General features: G+C 67.0%; 14 protein-coding genes. 4 read left to right on the forward strand and 10 right to left on the reverse strand.

What is annotated here, in order from left to right:
* Window positions 1-13: 13 nt before the first annotated feature.
* From CYR75_RS11555 to CYR75_RS11585, 7 genes are all read right to left on the reverse strand, one after another.
* Window positions 14-2803, reverse strand: coding sequence for a ribonuclease E/G (locus CYR75_RS11555; protein WP_101500171.1), 2790 nt, complete (start codon window positions 2801-2803; stop codon window positions 14-16).
* A 391-nt stretch (window positions 2804-3194) separates the two neighbouring features.
* Window positions 3195-4523: a sigma-54-dependent transcriptional regulator gene (locus tag CYR75_RS11560; RefSeq protein WP_101500172.1), complete on the reverse strand. Its 1329-nt coding sequence runs from the start codon at window positions 4521-4523 to the stop codon at window positions 3195-3197.
* 14 nt (window positions 4524-4537) lie between these two features.
* Complete coding sequence (locus CYR75_RS11565) at window positions 4538-6331, reverse strand: sensor histidine kinase (protein ID WP_404825373.1); 1794 nt, start codon at window positions 6329-6331, stop codon at window positions 4538-4540.
* 200 nt (window positions 6332-6531) lie between these two features.
* Complete coding sequence (gene purQ / locus CYR75_RS11570) at window positions 6532-7200, reverse strand: phosphoribosylformylglycinamidine synthase subunit PurQ (protein ID WP_101500173.1); 669 nt, start codon at window positions 7198-7200, stop codon at window positions 6532-6534.
* A 345-nt stretch (window positions 7201-7545) separates the two neighbouring features.
* A complete protein-coding gene (locus CYR75_RS11575) occupies window positions 7546-8757 on the reverse strand; it encodes an NADP-dependent isocitrate dehydrogenase (RefSeq protein ID WP_101500174.1) in 1212 nt (403 codons plus the stop codon).
* Between the two features lie 95 nt (window positions 8758-8852).
* Entirely contained in the window at window positions 8853-9467 is a 615-nt protein-coding gene (locus tag CYR75_RS11580; RefSeq protein WP_101500175.1) for an HD domain-containing protein, read from the reverse strand.
* Between the two features lie 5 nt (window positions 9468-9472).
* Window positions 9473-10132: an alpha/beta hydrolase gene (locus CYR75_RS11585; protein WP_101500176.1), complete on the reverse strand. Its 660-nt coding sequence runs from the start codon at window positions 10130-10132 to the stop codon at window positions 9473-9475.
* Between the two features lie 217 nt (window positions 10133-10349).
* Here CYR75_RS11585 and CYR75_RS11590 point away from each other — a divergent pair, with 217 nt between their 5' ends.
* Both CYR75_RS11590 and CYR75_RS11595 read left to right on the forward strand, forming a co-directional pair.
* Window positions 10350-10814: a Fe-S cluster assembly transcriptional regulator IscR gene (locus tag CYR75_RS11590; protein ID WP_101500177.1), complete on the forward strand. Its 465-nt coding sequence runs from the start codon at window positions 10350-10352 to the stop codon at window positions 10812-10814.
* Between the two features lie 242 nt (window positions 10815-11056).
* Window positions 11057-11929 (forward strand): ferredoxin--NADP reductase, encoded by an 873-nt coding sequence (locus CYR75_RS11595; protein ID WP_101500178.1) that lies wholly within the window; start codon window positions 11057-11059, stop codon window positions 11927-11929.
* A gap of 52 nt (window positions 11930-11981) precedes the next feature.
* Here CYR75_RS11595 and CYR75_RS11600 read toward each other — a convergent pair whose 3' ends face one another.
* Entirely contained in the window at window positions 11982-13190 is a 1209-nt protein-coding gene (locus CYR75_RS11600) for an acyl-CoA dehydrogenase (protein WP_101500179.1), read from the reverse strand.
* A gap of 160 nt (window positions 13191-13350) precedes the next feature.
* Here CYR75_RS11600 and CYR75_RS16435 point away from each other — a divergent pair, with 160 nt between their 5' ends.
* Window positions 13351-15570 (forward strand): OmpA family protein, encoded by a 2220-nt coding sequence (locus tag CYR75_RS16435; protein WP_225972709.1) that lies wholly within the window; start codon window positions 13351-13353, stop codon window positions 15568-15570.
* A gap of 51 nt (window positions 15571-15621) precedes the next feature.
* Here CYR75_RS16435 and CYR75_RS11610 read toward each other — a convergent pair whose 3' ends face one another.
* Together CYR75_RS11610 and CYR75_RS11615 are read right to left on the reverse strand one after the other, a co-directional pair.
* Window positions 15622-16257, reverse strand: a complete 636-nt coding sequence (locus tag CYR75_RS11610) for a DNA-3-methyladenine glycosylase family protein (RefSeq protein ID WP_101500180.1) — start codon at window positions 16255-16257, stop codon at window positions 15622-15624.
* Entirely contained in the window at window positions 16248-16886 is a 639-nt protein-coding gene (locus CYR75_RS11615) for a GntR family transcriptional regulator (protein ID WP_101500181.1), read from the reverse strand. Before CYR75_RS11615 ends, CYR75_RS11610 begins: the two co-directional genes overlap by 10 nt.
* A gap of 99 nt (window positions 16887-16985) precedes the next feature.
* On the opposite strand from CYR75_RS11615, the gene CYR75_RS11620 reads away from it, so the two are divergent.
* On the forward strand, window positions 16986-17648 hold the full coding sequence (locus CYR75_RS11620) for a pyrimidine 5'-nucleotidase (RefSeq protein ID WP_101500182.1): 663 nt from the start codon (window positions 16986-16988) through the stop codon (window positions 17646-17648).
* The last annotated feature ends 45 nt before the right edge of the window (window positions 17649-17693 follow it).

Consider the following 17693-nt stretch of genomic DNA (forward strand, 5'->3'; position numbering starts at 1 on the left):
ATCTGGTCGCGGATCAGCCGACCGACCACCATCCGCGCCGCTTGGGCTGGCTGGATTGATCGGCCTCGGCGGGCTCGTCGGCCTCGGCCATGTGTTCCGGCTTGACCCCGTCGCCTGTGGCGGCCTCGGCGCTGTCAGCGGCCTCGGCTTCGGCGTCGGCTTCGGCGCTGTCAGCGGCCTCGGGTTCAGCGTCGGTCGAGGCGTTCTCTTCGACCGCAAGCTCGGCGTCAGGCTTGGCGCTTTCCTCGGCTTCCGAAGCGGCGGGCGTATCGTCTGCCTGCTGCGCCTTTGGCGCAGCGTCGGCAGGCTTGTCCTCGGCCGCCTCCGGCTTGGCGTCGGTCGAAGCTGCTTCCTTCACCGAAGCCGCCTGCTCGCGGTCATCACGCTCAGGTGCCGACACAGCGTCCGTCTGCGCCGCGTCCTCGCCACGCTTGCCCTCATCCGCCTTGTCGCTATCATCCGCGCTTTGCGTCTGCGCGTCCGTCGCGGCTTTGCTGGTCGGGCGGGTCCGGGTGCGGCTGCGGCTGCGCGAGGGCTGCGGCTCGGCCTTGGCGGCAGGCTTGCTGTCGGCCTTGGCCTTGGCCTCGGTCCCCGCGTCGCTGTCAGCTACCTCGCGCGCGGCACCGTCACGGCTGTCGCCGTTCTCGGTCTCGTCACTGTCGTCGCCATTGTCGTCGCAGTCCTGATCGCTGCCATTGCCGTTCTCGCCATCGCCGCGACTGCGACCGCCGCGACGGCGGCGGCGGCGGCGCTTGCTGCGGCTGCCATCGCCGTTCTCGCGGCCCGACTCGCTGTCATCGCCCGAATCGTCGCTGTCCTGATCGCCGTTTTCGGCGGTAGCCGTGTCGTCCTCATCCTCGAGATCCGTCTCGTCGTCATCGTCGATCTGCGCCATCAGCTGCGCGGTGGCCGAGACGACGGGGCTGGTGACTTCTGCCACCTGCCGCGTGGCGGTCTTGAACTTCTCGACCGCGAAATCGGGCGAGATCAGCACCGGATCAGCCTCGACCCGGACCGACATGCCGTAACGTGCCTCGATGGTGGCAATATGCTCGCGCTTGGCGTTCATCAGGAAGTTCGCGACCGCGACCGGGGCCTTGACCAGAACCTCGCGGGTGCGCTTGCGGGTGCCCTCTTCCTCGATGGCGCGCAGGATGGTCAGCGCAAGGCTGTCATCGGACCGGATCAGCCCTGTGCCGTGGCAATGCGCGCAGGGCTGCGTGGTCGATTCCAGCATCCCCGGCCGCAGGCGCTGGCGGCTCATCTCCATCAGGCCAAAGCCCGAGATGCGGCCGACCTGAATCCGCGCCCGGTCGGTCTTGAGCCGATCCTTCAGCCGCTTTTCGACGGCGGCGTTGTTCTTGCGCTCGTCCATGTCGATGAAGTCGATGACGATCAGCCCGGCCAGGTCGCGCAGGCGCAGCTGCCGCGCCACCTCGTCGCAGGCTTCGAGGTTGGTCTTGGTCGCCGTGTCCTCGATCGAGCCTTCCTTGGTCGCCCGGCCCGAGTTCACGTCGATGGCGACCAGCGCCTCGGTCACGCCGATGACAATATAGCCGCCGGATTTCAGCTGCACGACCGGGTTGAACATGCCCGCCAGATAGCCCTCGACCTGATAGCGCGCGAACAGCGGCATCTGGTCGGTATAGTGCTTCACGTTGCGGGCGTGGGACGGCATGATCATCTTCATGAAGTCCTTGGCGACGCGGTAGCCGCGCTCGCCCTCGACCAGCACCTCGTCGATCTCGCGGCTGTAGAGGTCGCGGATCGTGCGCTTGATCAGGTCGCCTTCCTCATAGATCGGCGCCGGCGCGACCGAGGCAAAGGTCAGCTCGCGGATCTGCTCCCACAGCCGCATCAGATATTCATAGTCGCGCTTGATCTCGGTCCGGGTGCGCTGGCTGCCGGCGGTGCGGATGATCAGCCCGGCGCCCTGCGGCACGCGCAGCTCGCCCGCGATTTCCTTCAGCTTCTTGCGGTCGGCGGCGTTGGTGATCTTGCGGCTGATCCCGCCGCCGCGCGCGGTGTTGGGCATCAGCACGCAGTAACGCCCGGCCAGCGACAGATAGGTGGTCAGCGCCGCACCCTTGTTGCCGCGTTCTTCCTTGACCACCTGGACCAGCATGATCTGCCGGACCTTGATCACTTCCTGGATCTTGTAGCGGCGGGCGCGGGCCTTGCGCGGCGGGTTGATCTCTTCGGTCACATCTTCGTCAGCGACCGATTCGATGCTGTCATCCTTCTGGTCGGCATTGTCGCGGCCGCGTCCGCGGTCGCCCTTGCCGCCATCATGGCGCGAGTCGTCGCCATTCCGGTCGTCAGCCGAATCGCCATCCTCGGCGCCTTCGACCGGGGCCGAATCCTCGGCGCCGGGATCGACGACCTGCATCCCCGGCACATCGTCGGACGAGACGGCGGGATCGCGCTTGTCGGCCTTTTCGGCCCGCGCGGGGCGGCGCGAGCGGCGCGACGAGCCGTTTTCGCGGGCGGTTTCCTCGGCCTCGGCGGCCTCGGCATTGGCGCGATCCTCGTCCAGCAGCGCCTGACGGTCGGCGGCGGGGATCTGGTAGTAATCGGGGTGAATTTCCGCGAAGGCCAGGAAACCATGCCGGTTTCCGCCGTAATCCACAAAGGCGGCCTGCAGCGAGGGTTCGACCCGCGTCACCTTTGCCAGGTAGATATTGCCAGCAAGCTGTCGCTTGTTGACTGTCTCGAAATCAAATTCCTCGACTTTGGTTCCGTCCACCACGACGACCCGAGTTTCCTCGGGATGCGTCGCGTCGATCAGCATTTTCTTTGCCATTGTTGATACTTTCGCGCAGCGAAGCGTGCCGACGGGGGACCGGCGGCAGGGGTCGGCTGCGATGTGATGGGGACGCGGTGGCGGCGACCAAGGCCCTGACAGCGGGGTGGCCCCGCTGCAGTTCGGCCTGATTCTGTCGCGCGCGTTGCATCGCGTCTGTTACCTCTTGGCTTCGGGCAGAACCGCGAAGCAGCTTGTGTCAGCCCCGCGCGGATGCGCTGAAGGGGCGGTTTTCTTGGCGAAGGACGGGCATGGTTTAGCTGTCCGCTTCGCTGCGAAACTGATGGCGACGTCGATCAACCGGCGGTTGAAATCACGCGCATAACCCGAACATAAGGGGGAAGGACCCGAAAGTTCAATGCCAAACTGCGTCAGGCTGCGACCAAACGTCCTAGAGATAGTCACCCCGGGCCAGCCCATACTTGGCCATCTTTTCGTTCAGCGTCCGGCGCGGCAGGCATAATTCGTCCATGACCGCGGCGATGCTGCCCTTGTGGCGGCGCATGGTGTTGTCGATCAGCATCTTCTCGAAACTCTCGACATATTCCTTCAGCGGCTTGCCCTCGGTGGTGGTCGCCTGGGCCTGATCCTCGTCGCCCTCGCTCATCAGAAGCGAGGTGATCGAGCCGCTGCCCCGGCGGTTCTGCAGCACCGCGCGTTCGGCCACGTTGATCAGCTGGCGGACATTGCCCGGCCACGGTGCCTGCAAAAGCTGCGCGGCCTCTTGGGCGTTCACCTGCGGCGGCTCGCAGCCATATTCATCGGCGAATTGCTCGGTCATGCGGGTGAACAGCGCGAGGATATCCTCGCCCCGCGCGCGCAGCGGCGGCACCGTGATCTGCAGCGCCGAGAGGCGATAGAACAGGTCCGGGCGCAGCAGATCCTCGGGCTTGCGGCCATCGCCACGGGCGTTCGAGATGGCGATGATGCGGGTCTCGGCGGGGCTGGCCTGATCGGCGATGAAGCCCAGCAACCGGGCCTGCAGCGCGTCGGGCAGCGCCTCGATATCCTCGAGACACAGGGTGCCGCCCCGCGCCTCTTCCACGGCGGGGATCATGTCCTCGGCCGGGCCGAACAGCCGCGCCGACAGCTTTTCGGCGTCAAAGGCCGCGCAGGCCACCGGCACGAATTTGCGCGAGGCGCGCGGCCCGACGGCGTGCAGCGCATGGGCGACCAGCGTCTTGCCGGTCCCGGTCTCGCCGTCGATCAGCACATGGCCGTCGGCCTGCCCGAGATCGAGGATATCCTCGCGCAGCCTTTCCATCGCCGCCGACTGGCCGACCAGCTTGGACATGACCTGCTGGCCTTCCGACAGGTCGCGGCGCAGCGCGCGGTTGTCCAGCGTCATGCGCCGCGTCTGCGTCGCCTTCTTGGCCAGTTCGGTCAGCCGGTCAGGCTTGAACGGCTTTTCCATGAAATCCATCGCCCCGATCCGCATCGCCTCGACCGCCATCGGCACGTCGCCATGACCGGTGATCATGATGACCGGCAGCGCCGAATCGATGCTCATCAGGCGTTTCAGGAACGCCATGCCGTCCATCCCCGGCATCCGCATGTCCGAGATGACGACCCCCGGCCAGTCCGGTCCGATCTCTTTCAGCGCCTCTTCGGCCGAGGGATAGGTGACGGTGTTGAACCCCGACAGGACCAGCCACTGGCTGATCGATTCGCGCATATCGGGTTCGTCGTCCACGATGGCGATGCGCAGGGTCTTGTTCATGCTGTCATTCCTTTTCATTCCGCCGCAAGCGTGCTGGGCGCACCCCGGCTGGCCGGATCATAAAGCGGCAGGACCAGTTCAAACACCGCGCCGCCGTCATCCTCGGCATTATGGGCGGTCAGGCGGCCGCCGAAATCGGACACGATCCCGGACGAGATGGCCAGCCCCAGCCCGGTGCCCTCGCCCGGTTTCTTGGTGGTGAAGAACGGCTCGAACAGATTGTCCAGATCGCTGACCCCCGGCCCGTTGTCGCGCACGGTGACAACGGCATTGGCGCCGGTTTCGATCCCGATCTCGATCCTTGCGTCGCGAACGCCCTTGGTGGCGTCGACGGCGTTGCGCAGCAGGTTGATGATCACCTGTTCCAGCCGGATGCGGTCGCAATAGACCATCACCGGGCGGCGCGGCAGGTTGCGCACGATGCGCACCGGGCGGGCGCGCAGCTGCGGCTCCATCATGGTCAGCGCGTTCGATACACCGGCCCGCAGATCGACCGGTTCGAACGCCTCGCCACCCTTGCGGGCATAGGATTTCAGTTGCCGGGTGATGCTGCCCATGCGGTCCACCAGATCGTCGATGCGCTGGAAACTGGACAGCGCCTCCTCGGACCGGCCGCGATCCAGCAGCAGGCGCGCGCCGGCCAGATAGGTCTTCATCGCGGCGAGGGGCTGGTTCAGCTCGTGGCTGACGCCCGCCGACATCTCGCCCAAAGCCGCGAGTTTCGAGGATTGCTGCACCGTCTGTTCGGCGACGCGCAATTCGCGCTGCATCCGCTCTCGTTCGGCGATTTCACGGGTCAGCCGCGCGTTCAGCGCCCGCAGATCGGCCGATTCGCGCATATAGGCGACCGAGCGCCGCTGCGCGCGCCGCGACAGCACATAAAAGATCGCGGCGGCCAGCATGGCAAAGCCCGTGGCCTCCATCGCCAGCACGGCAAAGACCCGTTCCCGCGTGGATTCATAGGTCGAAAAGCTGTACATCCGCCAGCCGCGGAAGGGGATGCGGGTTTCGGTCTGCATCACTGCGCGGCCCTTGACCCAAGCATCGCCGGGCGGGGTCGTCCAGTCGCTGGTGACCTGAAAGGCGCGCTCGATCGCGTTGGGCGCGGGCCGCAGGGCCAGCGCCTCGTCCAGCGGCAGCCCGCGCCAGCGCCCCTCGGTCGACAGGATCACCTGCCCGGTCGAATCCGTCACCGCCACCGCGTCGGAAATCCCGGCCCAGCTTTGCTCGAGCCGGCTGAGATCGGTGCCGACGACGATCACCCCCAGCGTCCGCGAACTGTCGGCGATGACGCGGGAATAGGTGAAGTCGAAGCCGCCATGATCCGAGGGCGAGACGGTGAACACCGTGTCGCGCGACCGCATGGCATCGACGAAATAGGGCGCGGCCACGAAATTCGCCCCAAGAATCTGCCGATCCGTCGCCGCCACCGTCCGCCCCGAGGCATCCAGAAGCCGTATCGAAGCCGCCCCGATTTCCTTCTGCGCGGTGATCAGCCTTGCCGAGGTGGTGGCGAAATCGCCCGAGGACAGCGCCGAGATCAGCGCCGGGTCGCGCGCCAGCATCATCGGCACGACCGAATTGCGCTGCAGTTCCGACTGCAACTGCCCGGAATACAGCGTCCCGCGCAGTTCGGCCCGGACGCGGGTGTTTTCGGAATAGCGCTCGGTCAGCCAGGCGCTGCTGGACCACATCACCGTCCCGGCCAGCAGCAGCAGGATCGCCAGCGCAAACCGCAGCAGCCAGGGGTTCGCCGCAGCATCGCCCTCGACCCCGCGCGCGGGGCGATCATCCTGTGGCGGGGTCAGGGGCAAGAGAAACCTTTTGCTGCGTGGGCCAATCGCACCAATCTAGGATCAGCGGACGCCGGTGCCAAGCGGGTGTCGGCCATGCGGGTTTCGCGCGACTTGGCGCGGGCGCTGCGAGGAAAGCGGGTGCGGGTCTCCCAGGCTCGGCTATGGCTCACGCGGCTGCGGTCCACGCGCGGCGGCGATCCCGGCGCCCGGCCTCAGGCCGCTTGCAGCGAATCGACCAGCCCCGCGAACATCGCGGTGCCGTCGGTGCCGCCATGGGCGGGGTCCACGGCGCGTTCCGGGTGGGGCATCATGCCCAGCACGCGGCGGTTTTCGGACAGCACGCCCGCGATATCCCCGACCGAGCCGTTGACCGGATCGGCATAGCGGAAGGCGATCCGGTCCTGATCCTGCAACTGCTGCAACCCCTCGGGGCCGATCTGGTAGTTGCCGTCGTGATGGGCAATCGGGATCGAGAGCGTCTGCCCCTGCTGATAGCCGCGGGTAAAGGCGCTGTCGGTCGTCACCACCTGCAACCCCACCGGCCGCGAGATGAAAGTCAGGCCAGAGTTCCGCATCAGCGCGCCGGGCAGCAGGCCAAGCTCGGTCAGCACCTGAAAGCCGTTGCAGACCCCCAGCACATAGCCGCCCGCCTGTGCATGGGCGCGCAGCGCGCGGGCGATGGGCGATTGCGCGGCAATCGCGCCGCAGCGCAGATAGTCGCCAAAGGAGAACCCGCCGGGGACGGCGACCAGATCGGTGCCGGGGGGCAGCGCGTCGTCCTTGTGCCAGACCTGCGCCACCTCGGCGCCGGCGGCGGCCAGCGCGACGCGCAGGTCGCGGTCGCAGTTCGATCCGGGGAAGGTGATGACAGCGGCTTTCATGGCGCAGGCTCCGGTCCGGGGGATGAAACGGGGAATCGGGCGTTATCCGCTGTCAGATAGCGTGCCGGACCCCGCAGGGGAAGGGGCGGGTGGATTATTCGCGGGGGGAGCTAGCGACGGACGGGATCGCCGGGCGGGGGTCTGAGGCCAGAGGCAGCCAAGGGCGTGAAGCGCGATGGTGCTGGAAGCCTTCGCGAGAACAGGGCGCGAGCCATGGGGCAGACGAGTGAGCCGCGATTTAGTGCTTGAGGGGTTAAGACGCTAGAAACAGTCCCGCCAACCCCGACACATCAAAAGGCCGGGCGCGATGGCCCGGCCTCTCTTGTCACTCAGCCGACTGAAATCTCAGGTCAGCGCCTTGTTCAGATACTCGTCGACCTTTTCCAGATAGCCCATCGTCGACAGCCATTTCTGGTCCGGCCCGACCAGCAGGGCCAGGTCTTTGGTCATGTAGCCATCCTCGACCGCCTGCACGGTGACCTTCTCCAGCGTCTCGGCGAAGGTCATCAGCGCCGCGTTGTCGTCCAGCTTGGCGCGGTGCTTCAGCCCGCCCGTCCACGCATAGATCGACGCGATCGAGTTGGTCGAGGTCTCGTTGCCCTTCTGATGCTCGCGATAGTGGCGGGTGACGGTGCCGTGGGCGGCCTCGGCCTCGACGGTCTTGCCGTCCGGGGTCATCAGCACCGAGGTCATCAGCCCCAGCGAGCCGAAGCCCTGCGCCACCGTGTCGGACTGCACGTCGCCGTCATAGTTCTTGCACGCCCAGACATAGCCGCCGTTCCATTTCAGGTTCGAGGCCACCATGTCGTCGATCAGGCGATGCTCATAGGTGATGCCGGCCTGCTTGAACTTGTCCTCGAACTCGGCCTCGTAGACCTCCTGGAACAGATCCTTGAAGCGGCCGTCATAGGCCTTGAGGATGGTGTTCTTGGTCGACAGATAGACCGGGAACTTGCGCAGCAGCCCGTAATTCATGCTGGCGCGGGCGAAATCGCGGATCGAGTCGTCCAGGTTGTACATCGCCATCGCCACGCCCGAGGACGGGGCGTCGAAGACCTCGCGCTCGATCGTCTCGCCATCTTCGCCGACAAAGCGGATGGTCAGCTTGCCGGGGCCGGGAAAGCGGAAATCGGTGGCCTTGTACTGGTCGCCATAGGCGTGACGGCCGACGACGACGGGCTTGGTCCAGTGCGGGACCAGACGCGGCACGTTGCGGGCGATGATCGGCTCGCGGAAGATCACGCCGCCCAGGATGTTGCGGATGGTGCCGTTGGGGCTGCGCCACATCTTCTTCAGGCCGAATTCCTCGACCCGCGCCTCGTCCGGGGTGATGGTCGCGCATTTCACGCCGACGCCGTATTCCTTGATCGCATGGGCGGCATCGACGGTGATCTGATCCTCGGTGCGGTCACGCTCTTCGATGCCCAGATCGTAATATTTCAGGTCGATGTCGAGATAGGGCAGGATCAGCTTTTGCTTGATGAAATCCCAGATGATCCGGGTCATCTCGTCGCCGTCCAGCTCGACGACGGGGTTGGCTACCTTGATCTTCGACATGGGACGTCCCTTTGCTTCAATGGCGGTTCCGCGGCGGTATAGCCGGTTCGGCCAAGAAACGGAAGATGGTATGCATTTGTATGCGGTGCGCGCGCCTAGCCGAAGAAGGCGCGCACCCGTTCATGCAGATGCGCCCAGACCTCGGGCAGGCCGCGGGTGATCCGGCTGCCGACGCGGGTCTCGATATCGGCCTGCGTCACGCCGAAACGCCGCCAGCCGACCCCGTTCGAGGCCAGGTTCTGGACCAGCGGCTGCGTTCGGTCCAGCGATTTGGCGAAGACCGCATCGGGGGTCTGCGCCTCTTCGAATTCCTGCCACAGCGCCAGAAAGGCGGAACCCTGCGGATCGGGCAGCAGGCCAAAGATCCGCTCGGCGGCGCGGGCCTCGGCGGCCTTGACCTCGGGCGCGTCATGGGCCTGACCGTTGGCAGCGTGCAGCGGCACGTCGCCCACGTCGATCTCGACCAGGTCATGCAGGATCAACATGCGGATGGCGCGGTCGACATTGACGCCGGGCTGGGCCTGCCCCTCCATCACCATCGCATAGAGGGTCAGGTGCCAGCTATGCTCGGCGCTGTTTTCCTGCCGCGACAGATCGTTGAGCGTATTCGCCCGCTCGACCGCCTTCAGCCGGTCGGCCTCGACCAGAAAGTCCAGCCGCTGCGCCAGCTCGTCGCGTGGCGCAGCCTGTCCGTTCAGGGCCGACGGCATCGGCCCTACCGCGAGGTTTCGGTAAGGCGCCGGCGCACATAATTCTGCACCGTGTCGATCATCGGGGCCATATGCGCCTCGTCATCGCGGAAGAAGTGGTCCGCGCCTTCGATGACCTCGTGGCTGATGGTGATGCCCTTCTGCTCGCGCAGCTTGCCGACCAGCGCCTCGGTATCCTTGGCCGGGGCCACCCGGTCGGCGCTGCCGTTGATGATCAGCCCCGAGGCCGGACACGGCGCCAGAAAGCTAAAATCATACAGGTTGGCCTGCGGCGAGACGCTGATGAAGCCGGTGATCTCGGGGCGGCGCATCAGAAGCTGCATCCCGATCCAGGCGCCAAAGCTGAAGCCCGCGACCCAGCAATGCTTGCTGCTGGGGTTCATCGCCTGCAGGTAATCAAGCGCGGCGGCGGCGTCGGACAGTTCCCCGATGCCCTGATCGAACTCGCCCTGCGAGCGCCCCACCCCGCGGAAGTTGAAGCGCATGACGGTGAAGCCGATCTTGTGAAAGGCATAGTGCAGATTATAGACGACACGGTTGTTCATCGTGCCGCCGAATTGCGGGTGCGGGTGCAGGATGATCGCGATGGGTGCGTCGGGCTTGGGCTGGGTATGATAACGGCCTTCAAGGCGGCCATCGGGACCGGCAAAGATCAATTCGGGCATGGGATCCTTCGCGAAACGGTTTTCCTGACGCAGTTTTCTTGACGCAGGCAGGGGCGACAACTATGGCAGACCTGAAGATGTGGGTCTGTTGCGGCCCGCGCAAGGGGGTCGGGTCGGGTGGCAGTTAGCCCAAGGCCCGTGCCCGCGTCAACATTGCCGCTAAGCCGGGGCGGCCGGTCTGCTGACCCGCGCCCCGTGCAGATCATGGGGTTCTGGCATGAAACTTTCGACCAAGGGGCGTTATGGGATGGTGGCGTTGGTCGATCTGGCGCTGCAGCCCGAGGGCCAGCTGACCTCGCTGGCCGAGATTTCCGAACGTCAGGACGTGTCGCTGGCCTATCTGGAACAGCTTTTCGTGCGGCTGCGCCGGGCCGGGCTGGTGGAATCGGCGCGCGGGCCGGGGGGCGGCTATCGGCTGGCCCGCCCCGCGACCGAGATCCGGGTGTCCGACATCATGGCGGCGGTGGATGAAACCGTCAGCGCGCTGCATGTCGGTGCCGGGGCCTCGGGCGGGGTGTCGGGGTCGCGGGCGCAGACGCTGTCGAACCGGCTGTGGCAAAGCCTGTCGGCGCATGTCTATGTGTTTTTGCACAACGCCACGCTGGCCGATGTGGCGCGCAACACGCTGCTGCCCTGCCCGGCGGTGCCGAATATCCTGGCCGTGGTGGACGATCAGTCCTGATCGCGGCGGGCTGGCGCGGGAACATCACGCCGCGCGGGTGGTTTCGGAACGCTGTCAGCGGCTTGCGCGGATCGGCGGGATAACGGCCTTATCCGCGCCGCCCCCGTGACAGATCGGGGAAAACCGTTCTAGAAATCAGGCAGAGGTCGGGCGGCGCGCGCCGGTCGACCGGGACAATATGCCACCTCGCCCGGCCTTCAATCATGGGCCGCCTTGCCTTACATGTTGCAGCAGGACCGCAGATGACACTGGATTTCGCCGTGAATGACGCCCCCGCCACAAGCACTGCCACGACCACCCCCGCCCCGAACCGCGGAAAGCCGACCCTGCCCGACGCGCAGACGGTGACGGCGGTGCGGCACTGGACCGACTGGCTGTTTTCGTTCCGCGTCACGCGGCCGCCCAGCCTGCGCTTTCGCTCGGGCGAGTTCGTGATGATCGGGCTGCTTGGCGATAACGGCAAGCCGCTGCTGCGCGCCTATTCCATCGCCTCGCCGAACTGGGATGACGAGCTCGAGTTCTATTCGATCAAGGTGCCGGACGGGCCGCTGACCTCGAAACTGCAGCATATCCAGGTCGGGGACGAGATCATCCTGCGGCCCAAGCCGGTCGGCACGCTGGTGCTGGACGCGCTGCTGCCGGGCAAGCGGCTGTGGCTGCTGGCCACCGGCACCGGGATCGCGCCCTTTGCCTCGCTGATGCGCGACCCGGAAAGCTATGAGCGTTACGAGCAGGTGATCGTCATGCACACCTGCCGCACCGCCGATGAACTTGCCTATGGCGCCGAACTGGTCGAGCAACTGCGCGACGACCCGCTGCTGGCCGAGATGTATGGCGAGGATTTCCACAAGCGGCTGCTCTATTACCCGACCACGACGCGCGAGGACTCGCCCCGGATGGGCCGGATCACCGACAACCTGACCTCGGGCAAGGTGTTCGCCGATCTCGACCTGCCGCCGATGGACCCGGAACATGACCGCGCGATGATCTGCGGCAGCCTGGCCTTCAACATCGACGTGAAAGCGGTGCTGGAAGGCTTCGGCCTGCGCGAGGGCGCCAATTCCGAGCCGCGTGAATTCGTCGTCGAAAAGGCCTTCGTCGGCGAAGGCATCTGATAGCGTAGATCAAACCGGCGCCGGAGGCTGACCCCCCCGGCGCCGAGCGCCGTCAGAAGAACGCCTGCAGCCCGGTGATCGCCCGGCCCAGGATCAGGGCGTGGACGTCGTGGGTGCCTTCATAGGTGTTGACGGTTTCCAGGTTCACCATGTGGCGCATGACCTGGAACTCTTCGGAAATCCCGTTGCCGCCATGCATGTCGCGGGCCATGCGCGCGATGTCCAGCGCCTTGCCGCAATTGTTGCGCTTGACGATCGAGATCATCTCGGGCGCGGCCTGGGCCTCGTCCATCAGCCGGCCGACGCGCAGGCTGGCCTGCATCCCCAGCGCGATTTCTGTCATCATGTTGGCCAGTTTCAGCTGCTGCAACTGGGTCTGGGCCAGCGGCTTGCCGAACTGGTGGCGGTCCAGCCCGTATTGACGCGCGGCGTGCAGGCAGAACTCGGCCGCGCCCAGCACGCCCCAGCTGATGCCATAGCGGGCGCGGTTCAGACAGCCGAACGGGCCCTTCAGCCCCTCGACGCCGGGCAGCAGCGCGTCCTCGCCCACCTCGACATTGTCCATGACGATCTCGCCGGTGATCGAGGCGCGCAGCGACAGCTTGCCGCCGATCTTGGGCGCCGACAGCCCCGGCATCCCCTTGTCGAGCACGAAGCCGCGGATCTTGCCGCCATGGGCCTCGGACTTGGCCCAGACCACGAAGACATCGGCGATGGGCGAGTTCGAGATCCACATCTTCGACCCGTTCAGCACATAGCCGCCCTCGGTCTTCTTCGCCCGCGTCTTCATGCCTGCGGGGTCCGAGCCGGCATCGGGTTCGGTCAGCCCGAAGCAGCCGATATATTCGCCGCTGGCCAGCTTGGGCAGGTATTTCCGGCGCTGTTCGTCCGAGCCATAGGCAAAGATCGGATACATCACCAGCGACGACTGCACCGACATCATCGAGCGATAGCCGCTATCCACCCGCTCGACCTCGCGCGCGACCAGGCCGTAGGCCACGTAAGACGCGCCGATGCCGCCGAATTCCTCGGGCACGGTGACGCCCAGCAGGCCCATCTCGCCCATCTCGCGGAAGATCTCGGGGTCGGTCGAGGCGTCGCGATAGGCGTCGATGATGCGCGGCTGCAGCCGGTCCTGCGCATAGGCGCGGGCGGCGTCGCGGATGGCGCGCTCGTCCTCGGTCAGCTGATCGTTCAGGCGGAACGGGTCTTCCCAGTCGAAACGGCCCAGATCCGGCGCGTCTTTCGGTTTCAGAGCCATCTGCGGCCTCCCTCATGTGACGTTGCCTTTGGGATAAGGCGGCGGCGGCAGTGACGCAAGCGCGGCGGCGCGATCACGCCCCGATCACGGCCATTTTGGGAACGATGCCGGTCCGGCTCCGTTACAGTCGCGACACCATCCCAGCATGAATGAGGAAGATATGCCCCGTCTCACTGCCAATTCGACCGCCATGGCGGCGATTCTGTCCCTGGGGCTTGGTCTGCCTGCGCATGCCCAGCCGGTGCTTGACGCAGCGCAGGCCCGCACCCAGCACGAGGCCCGCGTGCAGAAGATGCCGGGGCTGAGCCAGCTTCTGGACGCCGAACTCGCGGCCGGGCTGAACGCGGACCGGCTGCAATGCCTGGACGGCGCGCCGCGTCCCTGTGCCGACGACGTGCCGCTGATCACCCCTGCCGGCGTGGCCGTGCAGTTGAGCGATGCGGGCGACATCATCCTGGCCCCCGGCCCGACCCAGCCCTATCTGGTCGCCGCCGGTCAGCCGACGCCCCGCGACGGCAACCTGAAGTCGCTGGCCGAGGCGCGCTTGTCCGACGTGCGCGCCGCCGCCGCCAAGGTGCTGCCCGCGCAGGCCGAGGCCGCCCCCGAACCGGCGCCCGAGCCGGAGCCGAAGGCTGCCGCAGCACCGGCCCCGGAAGCTGCCCCGGAACCGCAAGCGCAAGCCGCGCAGCAGGCGCCAAAGGATGACGCCGAAAAGGTGCTCGACGCCTTCACCAACCCCGACGCGCAGACCGATTCTGCGGGTCTAGTCGATCTGGACGCCCCCGCGCCGCAAGCCAAGGCCGAGGCCGCGCCCAAGGCCAAGCCCGCGCAGCAACCCGCGCCAGAGGCACCGGCCAGCGTCGATGACCTGGCCGCCAAGTTGGCCGCCGCGGCCAAGGGCGAGGGCAAGCCCGCGCAAAAGCCGGAACAGCAGGCCGAACAAAATCCCGCCGATCCGCAGCCGACGCAGACCGCGACCAAAGACAGCCATGCCGATGCCGAACCCCGCCTGCCGGTGGACGAGGCGCAGCGCCTGAAGGCTGTGCGCGCCGATAACATCCCCATGCTCAGCGCCCGCCTGCAGCAGGAGATCGACGCCGGTCTGACGGCGGATCAACTGACCTGCAGCGACGGCTCTGCCCGGCCTTGTGCCGACAATGTCGCGCTGGTCAGCCCCAAGGGCATCAGCGCCGAGGTGGCCGAGGATGGCAGCCTGATCGTCGCCCCGATCAGCAAGCAGCAATACACCGTCGGCGAAGGCGGCAAGCTGCAGGCCCGCGGCTCGAACACCGAGGCCGCGAAAGAGGCCGCCGAGGCCACCGCCCCCGATGCCGAGGCGCTGAAGCAGGCCGGCAACGCCCAGCCGCAGGGCGAGGTGGTGACCGAGAACCTGGCCGAGAGCAATGTCCGCAGCTCGTCCGAGGATTTCGAGACCCAGCTTGCCGACGCCATCCGCAAGGCCGCCGATCAAAGCGCGCAGCCCAAGGAAAGCAGCGAGCGCGGCAGCGATCTGGCCAAGCTGGCGATTGCCGGTCTGGGCGCGCTGGCCGTCGGGCAGATGCTGAACGGCAACCGTCAGGTGGCGCTGAACACCGGCGACCGGGTCATCGTCACCCGCGAGGATGGCAGCCAGCAGGTGCTGAAGGACGACAACACCCTGCTGCGTCAGGCCGGGAACGAGGTGCGGACCGAGAACTTTTCGGACGGCTCGTCGCGCACCGTGGTCACACGGCCCGACGGCTCGCAGGTGATCACCATCCGCGCCGCCGATCTGACGGTGCTGCGCCGGGTGCATGTGGCCCCGAACGGGACTGAAACCTTGCTGATCGACGAATCGGTCGACGTGCCGCCGGTGCGGATCTCGGAATTGCCGCCCGCGCCCCGGCCGCAGTCGAACACCGCCCCCACCAGCGAGGCCGCGCTGCGCGAGGCGCTGGCGCGCGAGGCCGCCGTCAGCCGTGGCTTTACCCTCAGCCAGATCCGCTCGATCCCCGAGGTGCGCAACCTTGTCGCCCCGGTCGATATCAGCGCGATCACCTTCGAGACCGGCTCGGCCGCGATCCAGCCCGATCAGGCCAAGCAACTGGCGACGCTGGGTCAGGTCCTGCAGGAAAAGATCCGCGCCAACCCGCGCGAGATGTTCCTGATCGAAGGCCATACCGATGCCGTGGGATCGGCCACCTACAACCTCGCGCTGTCGGACCGTCGCGCGGAATCGGTGGCACTGGCGCTGTCGGAGTATTTCGGCGTGCCGCCTGAAAACATGGTCGTGCAGGGCTATGGCGAGGAATATCTGAAGATCGAGACCCAAGCGGCCGAGCGGCAGAACCGCCGCGCCAGCGTCCGCCGGATCACCGATCTGCTGGCATCTTCCCGCTAAGTCTGGCGCACGGCGCTTCAACGGACCCCGCTGTCATGGCGGGGTCTTTTGCTATCCGGCACCTTGGCTCGACACCCCCTGCCGCCCCTTGGCCCGCGCGTAATAGGCCCACAGCGCCCGCGCCGCGACGCCGCGCCATGGCCGCCACGGCTCGGCCAGTTGTTGCAGGCCGCGCGCGTCGGGACGGGCGGGCAAATCGTAAAGCAGCCGCGCGGCCTCTTGCAGGGCCAGATCGCCGGTGGGGAAGGCGTCGGCGCGGCCAAGCGCAAAAGCCAGATAGATCTCGGCCGTCCACGGCCCGATCCCCGGCAAGGCGGTCAGCGTGGCGACCACCTCGGCGTCGCTGGCGTCGCGCAGCGCGAGCCAGTCCGGCTGTGCCGCGGCGATGGCGGTCAGATAGCGCGCTTTCGGCCCCGACAGCCCGCAGCCGCGAAGCGCCTCGGCCCCGGCGGCGCGGATCGCGTCGGGCTGGGTCAGCCCGGCCGCCTGCAGCCGCGCCATCATCGACTGCGCGCGGGCCACCGAAATCTGCTGCCCCAGAACCGCCTCCAAGATCGCGCCGAAGCCGTCGCTGCGGCGGCGCAGGGGCAGGTCCAGTTCCGGCAGCGTCCGCGCCCAGACCGGGCAAGCGGCGGCCAGATGCGCACGGCCCTCGGCCAGGTCGTCATGACTTTCGATCAGTCGCAAGACGGGCCGATATCGCGGCGGGCATCCTCGCGCAGGCGGGTCTCGAACGCTTTCGAGATATGCGCCCGCAATGCCGTTTCGGCGGCGGCGGCGTCGCCTGATTGCAGCGCCTCGACGATGGCCTGATGCTCGGCAAGCGCGACCTTGGGCCGCCCCTCGATCGCCAGCGAACTGCGCGCCATCAGCGCCATGTTGCGGTGCACCACGTCCAGCTGCTGAACCAGATAGCGGTTATGTGAGGCCAGGTGGATCTGGTGGTGAAAGCGCCGGTTCGACCGCGCCAGCGTCTCGGGATCGTCCAGCGATTGCAGGTCGTCATCGACCATGGACTGCAGCACGCGCAGCTCTTCCGGCGTGGCGTGACGCGCGGCCAGCCGTGCCGCCAGCGCCTCAAGCTCGGCGCGGACGGTGTACAGCTCGGCCAGCTGGTTGTGATCCAGCGTCGCCACGATCAGCGAGCGGCCATCGCGCTTGACCATCGACTGCGTCTCCAGCCGTTGCAGCGCCTCGCGCACCGGGGTCCGCGAGACGCCGAACCGCTCGGCCAGTTCGGATTCGACCAGCCGGTCGCCGGGGGCGTAAAGCCCCTCGTCGATGGCGTCCACGATCAGGGAATAAGCGTCCTTCATATCAGCCAGTTGCGAATATGGCGGCGGGAATTGCAAGGCCCAAGCCCCGCGCCGCTGCGGCATTGTCAAGCGCAGGGCGGCGGCGTAGAACCCCCGGCCATGGCTTTCGATCACGTCACCACCTGGATCTTCGATCTGGACAACACGCTTTACCCGCCCGAGGCGGCGCTGTTTTCCCAGATCGAGGCGCGCATGACCGCGCATGTCAGCCGCCTGCTGGGCGTCGACGCGCCCGAGGCCGACCGCCTGCGCGCCCATTACTGGCGCGATTACGGCACCACGCTGGCCGGGCTGATGGCGCGGCACAAGATCGACCCCCACGCCTATCTGCTGGACGTCCACGACATCGATTTCTCGGTGCTGGACCCCGACCCGGACCTTGGGCACGCCATTGCCGCCCTGCCCGGCCGCAAGATCGTCCACACCAATGCCGACGCGCAATATGCTGGCAAGGTGCTGGGCCGGCTGGGGCTGGACGGGTTCGAGACCGTGATCGGCATCGGCGAGGTGGATTTCCACCCCAAGCCCGATCCGCGCGCATATGCCGCGGTGATCGCGGCGACCGGGCTGGACCCCAGCCGCGCCGCCATGTTCGAGGATGACCCCCGCAACCTGCAGGTTCCCGCAAGCCTCGGAATGGAAACGATTCTGGTGGGCGAAGGCCGCCTTGGCCCCGACGCACCGGCGGGGAACGGCCAGCACGGCGCCCATGTCCGCCACCACACCCGCGACCTGACCGCCTTTCTGCGCGCGCTTGTCTGAGCGGCCCCGCTCTGGCAATATTTGCGGCTGACCGAGACCCTCTGC

Source organism: Paracoccus jeotgali, from assembly GCF_002865605.1.
Taxonomy (GTDB): Bacteria; Pseudomonadota; Alphaproteobacteria; order Rhodobacterales; family Rhodobacteraceae; genus Paracoccus; species Paracoccus jeotgali.

Bases quoted from the DNA above. Each gene is read 5' to 3' on its own strand.
- CYR75_RS11595 (WP_101500178.1), top strand. From the start codon at position 11,057: ATGACACTGGATTTCGCCGTGAATGACGCCCCCGCCACAAGCACTGCC.
- CYR75_RS11580 (WP_101500175.1), bottom strand. From the start codon at position 9,467: ATGCCGTCGGCCCTGAACGGACAGGCTGCGCCACGCGACGAGCTGGCG.
- purQ (WP_101500173.1), bottom strand. From the start codon at position 7,200: ATGAAAGCCGCTGTCATCACCTTCCCCGGATCGAACTGCGACCGCGAC.
- CYR75_RS11555 (WP_101500171.1), bottom strand. From the start codon at position 2,803: ATGGCAAAGAAAATGCTGATCGACGCGACGCATCCCGAGGAAACTCGG.
- CYR75_RS11575 (WP_101500174.1), bottom strand. From the start codon at position 8,757: ATGTCGAAGATCAAGGTAGCCAACCCCGTCGTCGAGCTGGACGGCGAC.
- CYR75_RS11615 (WP_101500181.1), bottom strand. From the start codon at position 16,886: ATGAAGGACGCTTATTCCCTGATCGTGGACGCCATCGACGAGGGGCTT.
- CYR75_RS11600 (WP_101500179.1), bottom strand. From the start codon at position 13,190: ATGGCTCTGAAACCGAAAGACGCGCCGGATCTGGGCCGTTTCGACTGG.
- CYR75_RS16435 (WP_225972709.1), top strand. From the start codon at position 13,351: ATGCCCCGTCTCACTGCCAATTCGACCGCCATGGCGGCGATTCTGTCC.
- CYR75_RS11590 (WP_101500177.1), top strand. From the start codon at position 10,350: ATGAAACTTTCGACCAAGGGGCGTTATGGGATGGTGGCGTTGGTCGAT.
- CYR75_RS11560 (WP_101500172.1), bottom strand. From the start codon at position 4,523: ATGAACAAGACCCTGCGCATCGCCATCGTGGACGACGAACCCGATATG.
- CYR75_RS11585 (WP_101500176.1), bottom strand. From the start codon at position 10,132: ATGCCCGAATTGATCTTTGCCGGTCCCGATGGCCGCCTTGAAGGCCGT.
- CYR75_RS11620 (WP_101500182.1), top strand. From the start codon at position 16,986: ATGGCTTTCGATCACGTCACCACCTGGATCTTCGATCTGGACAACACG.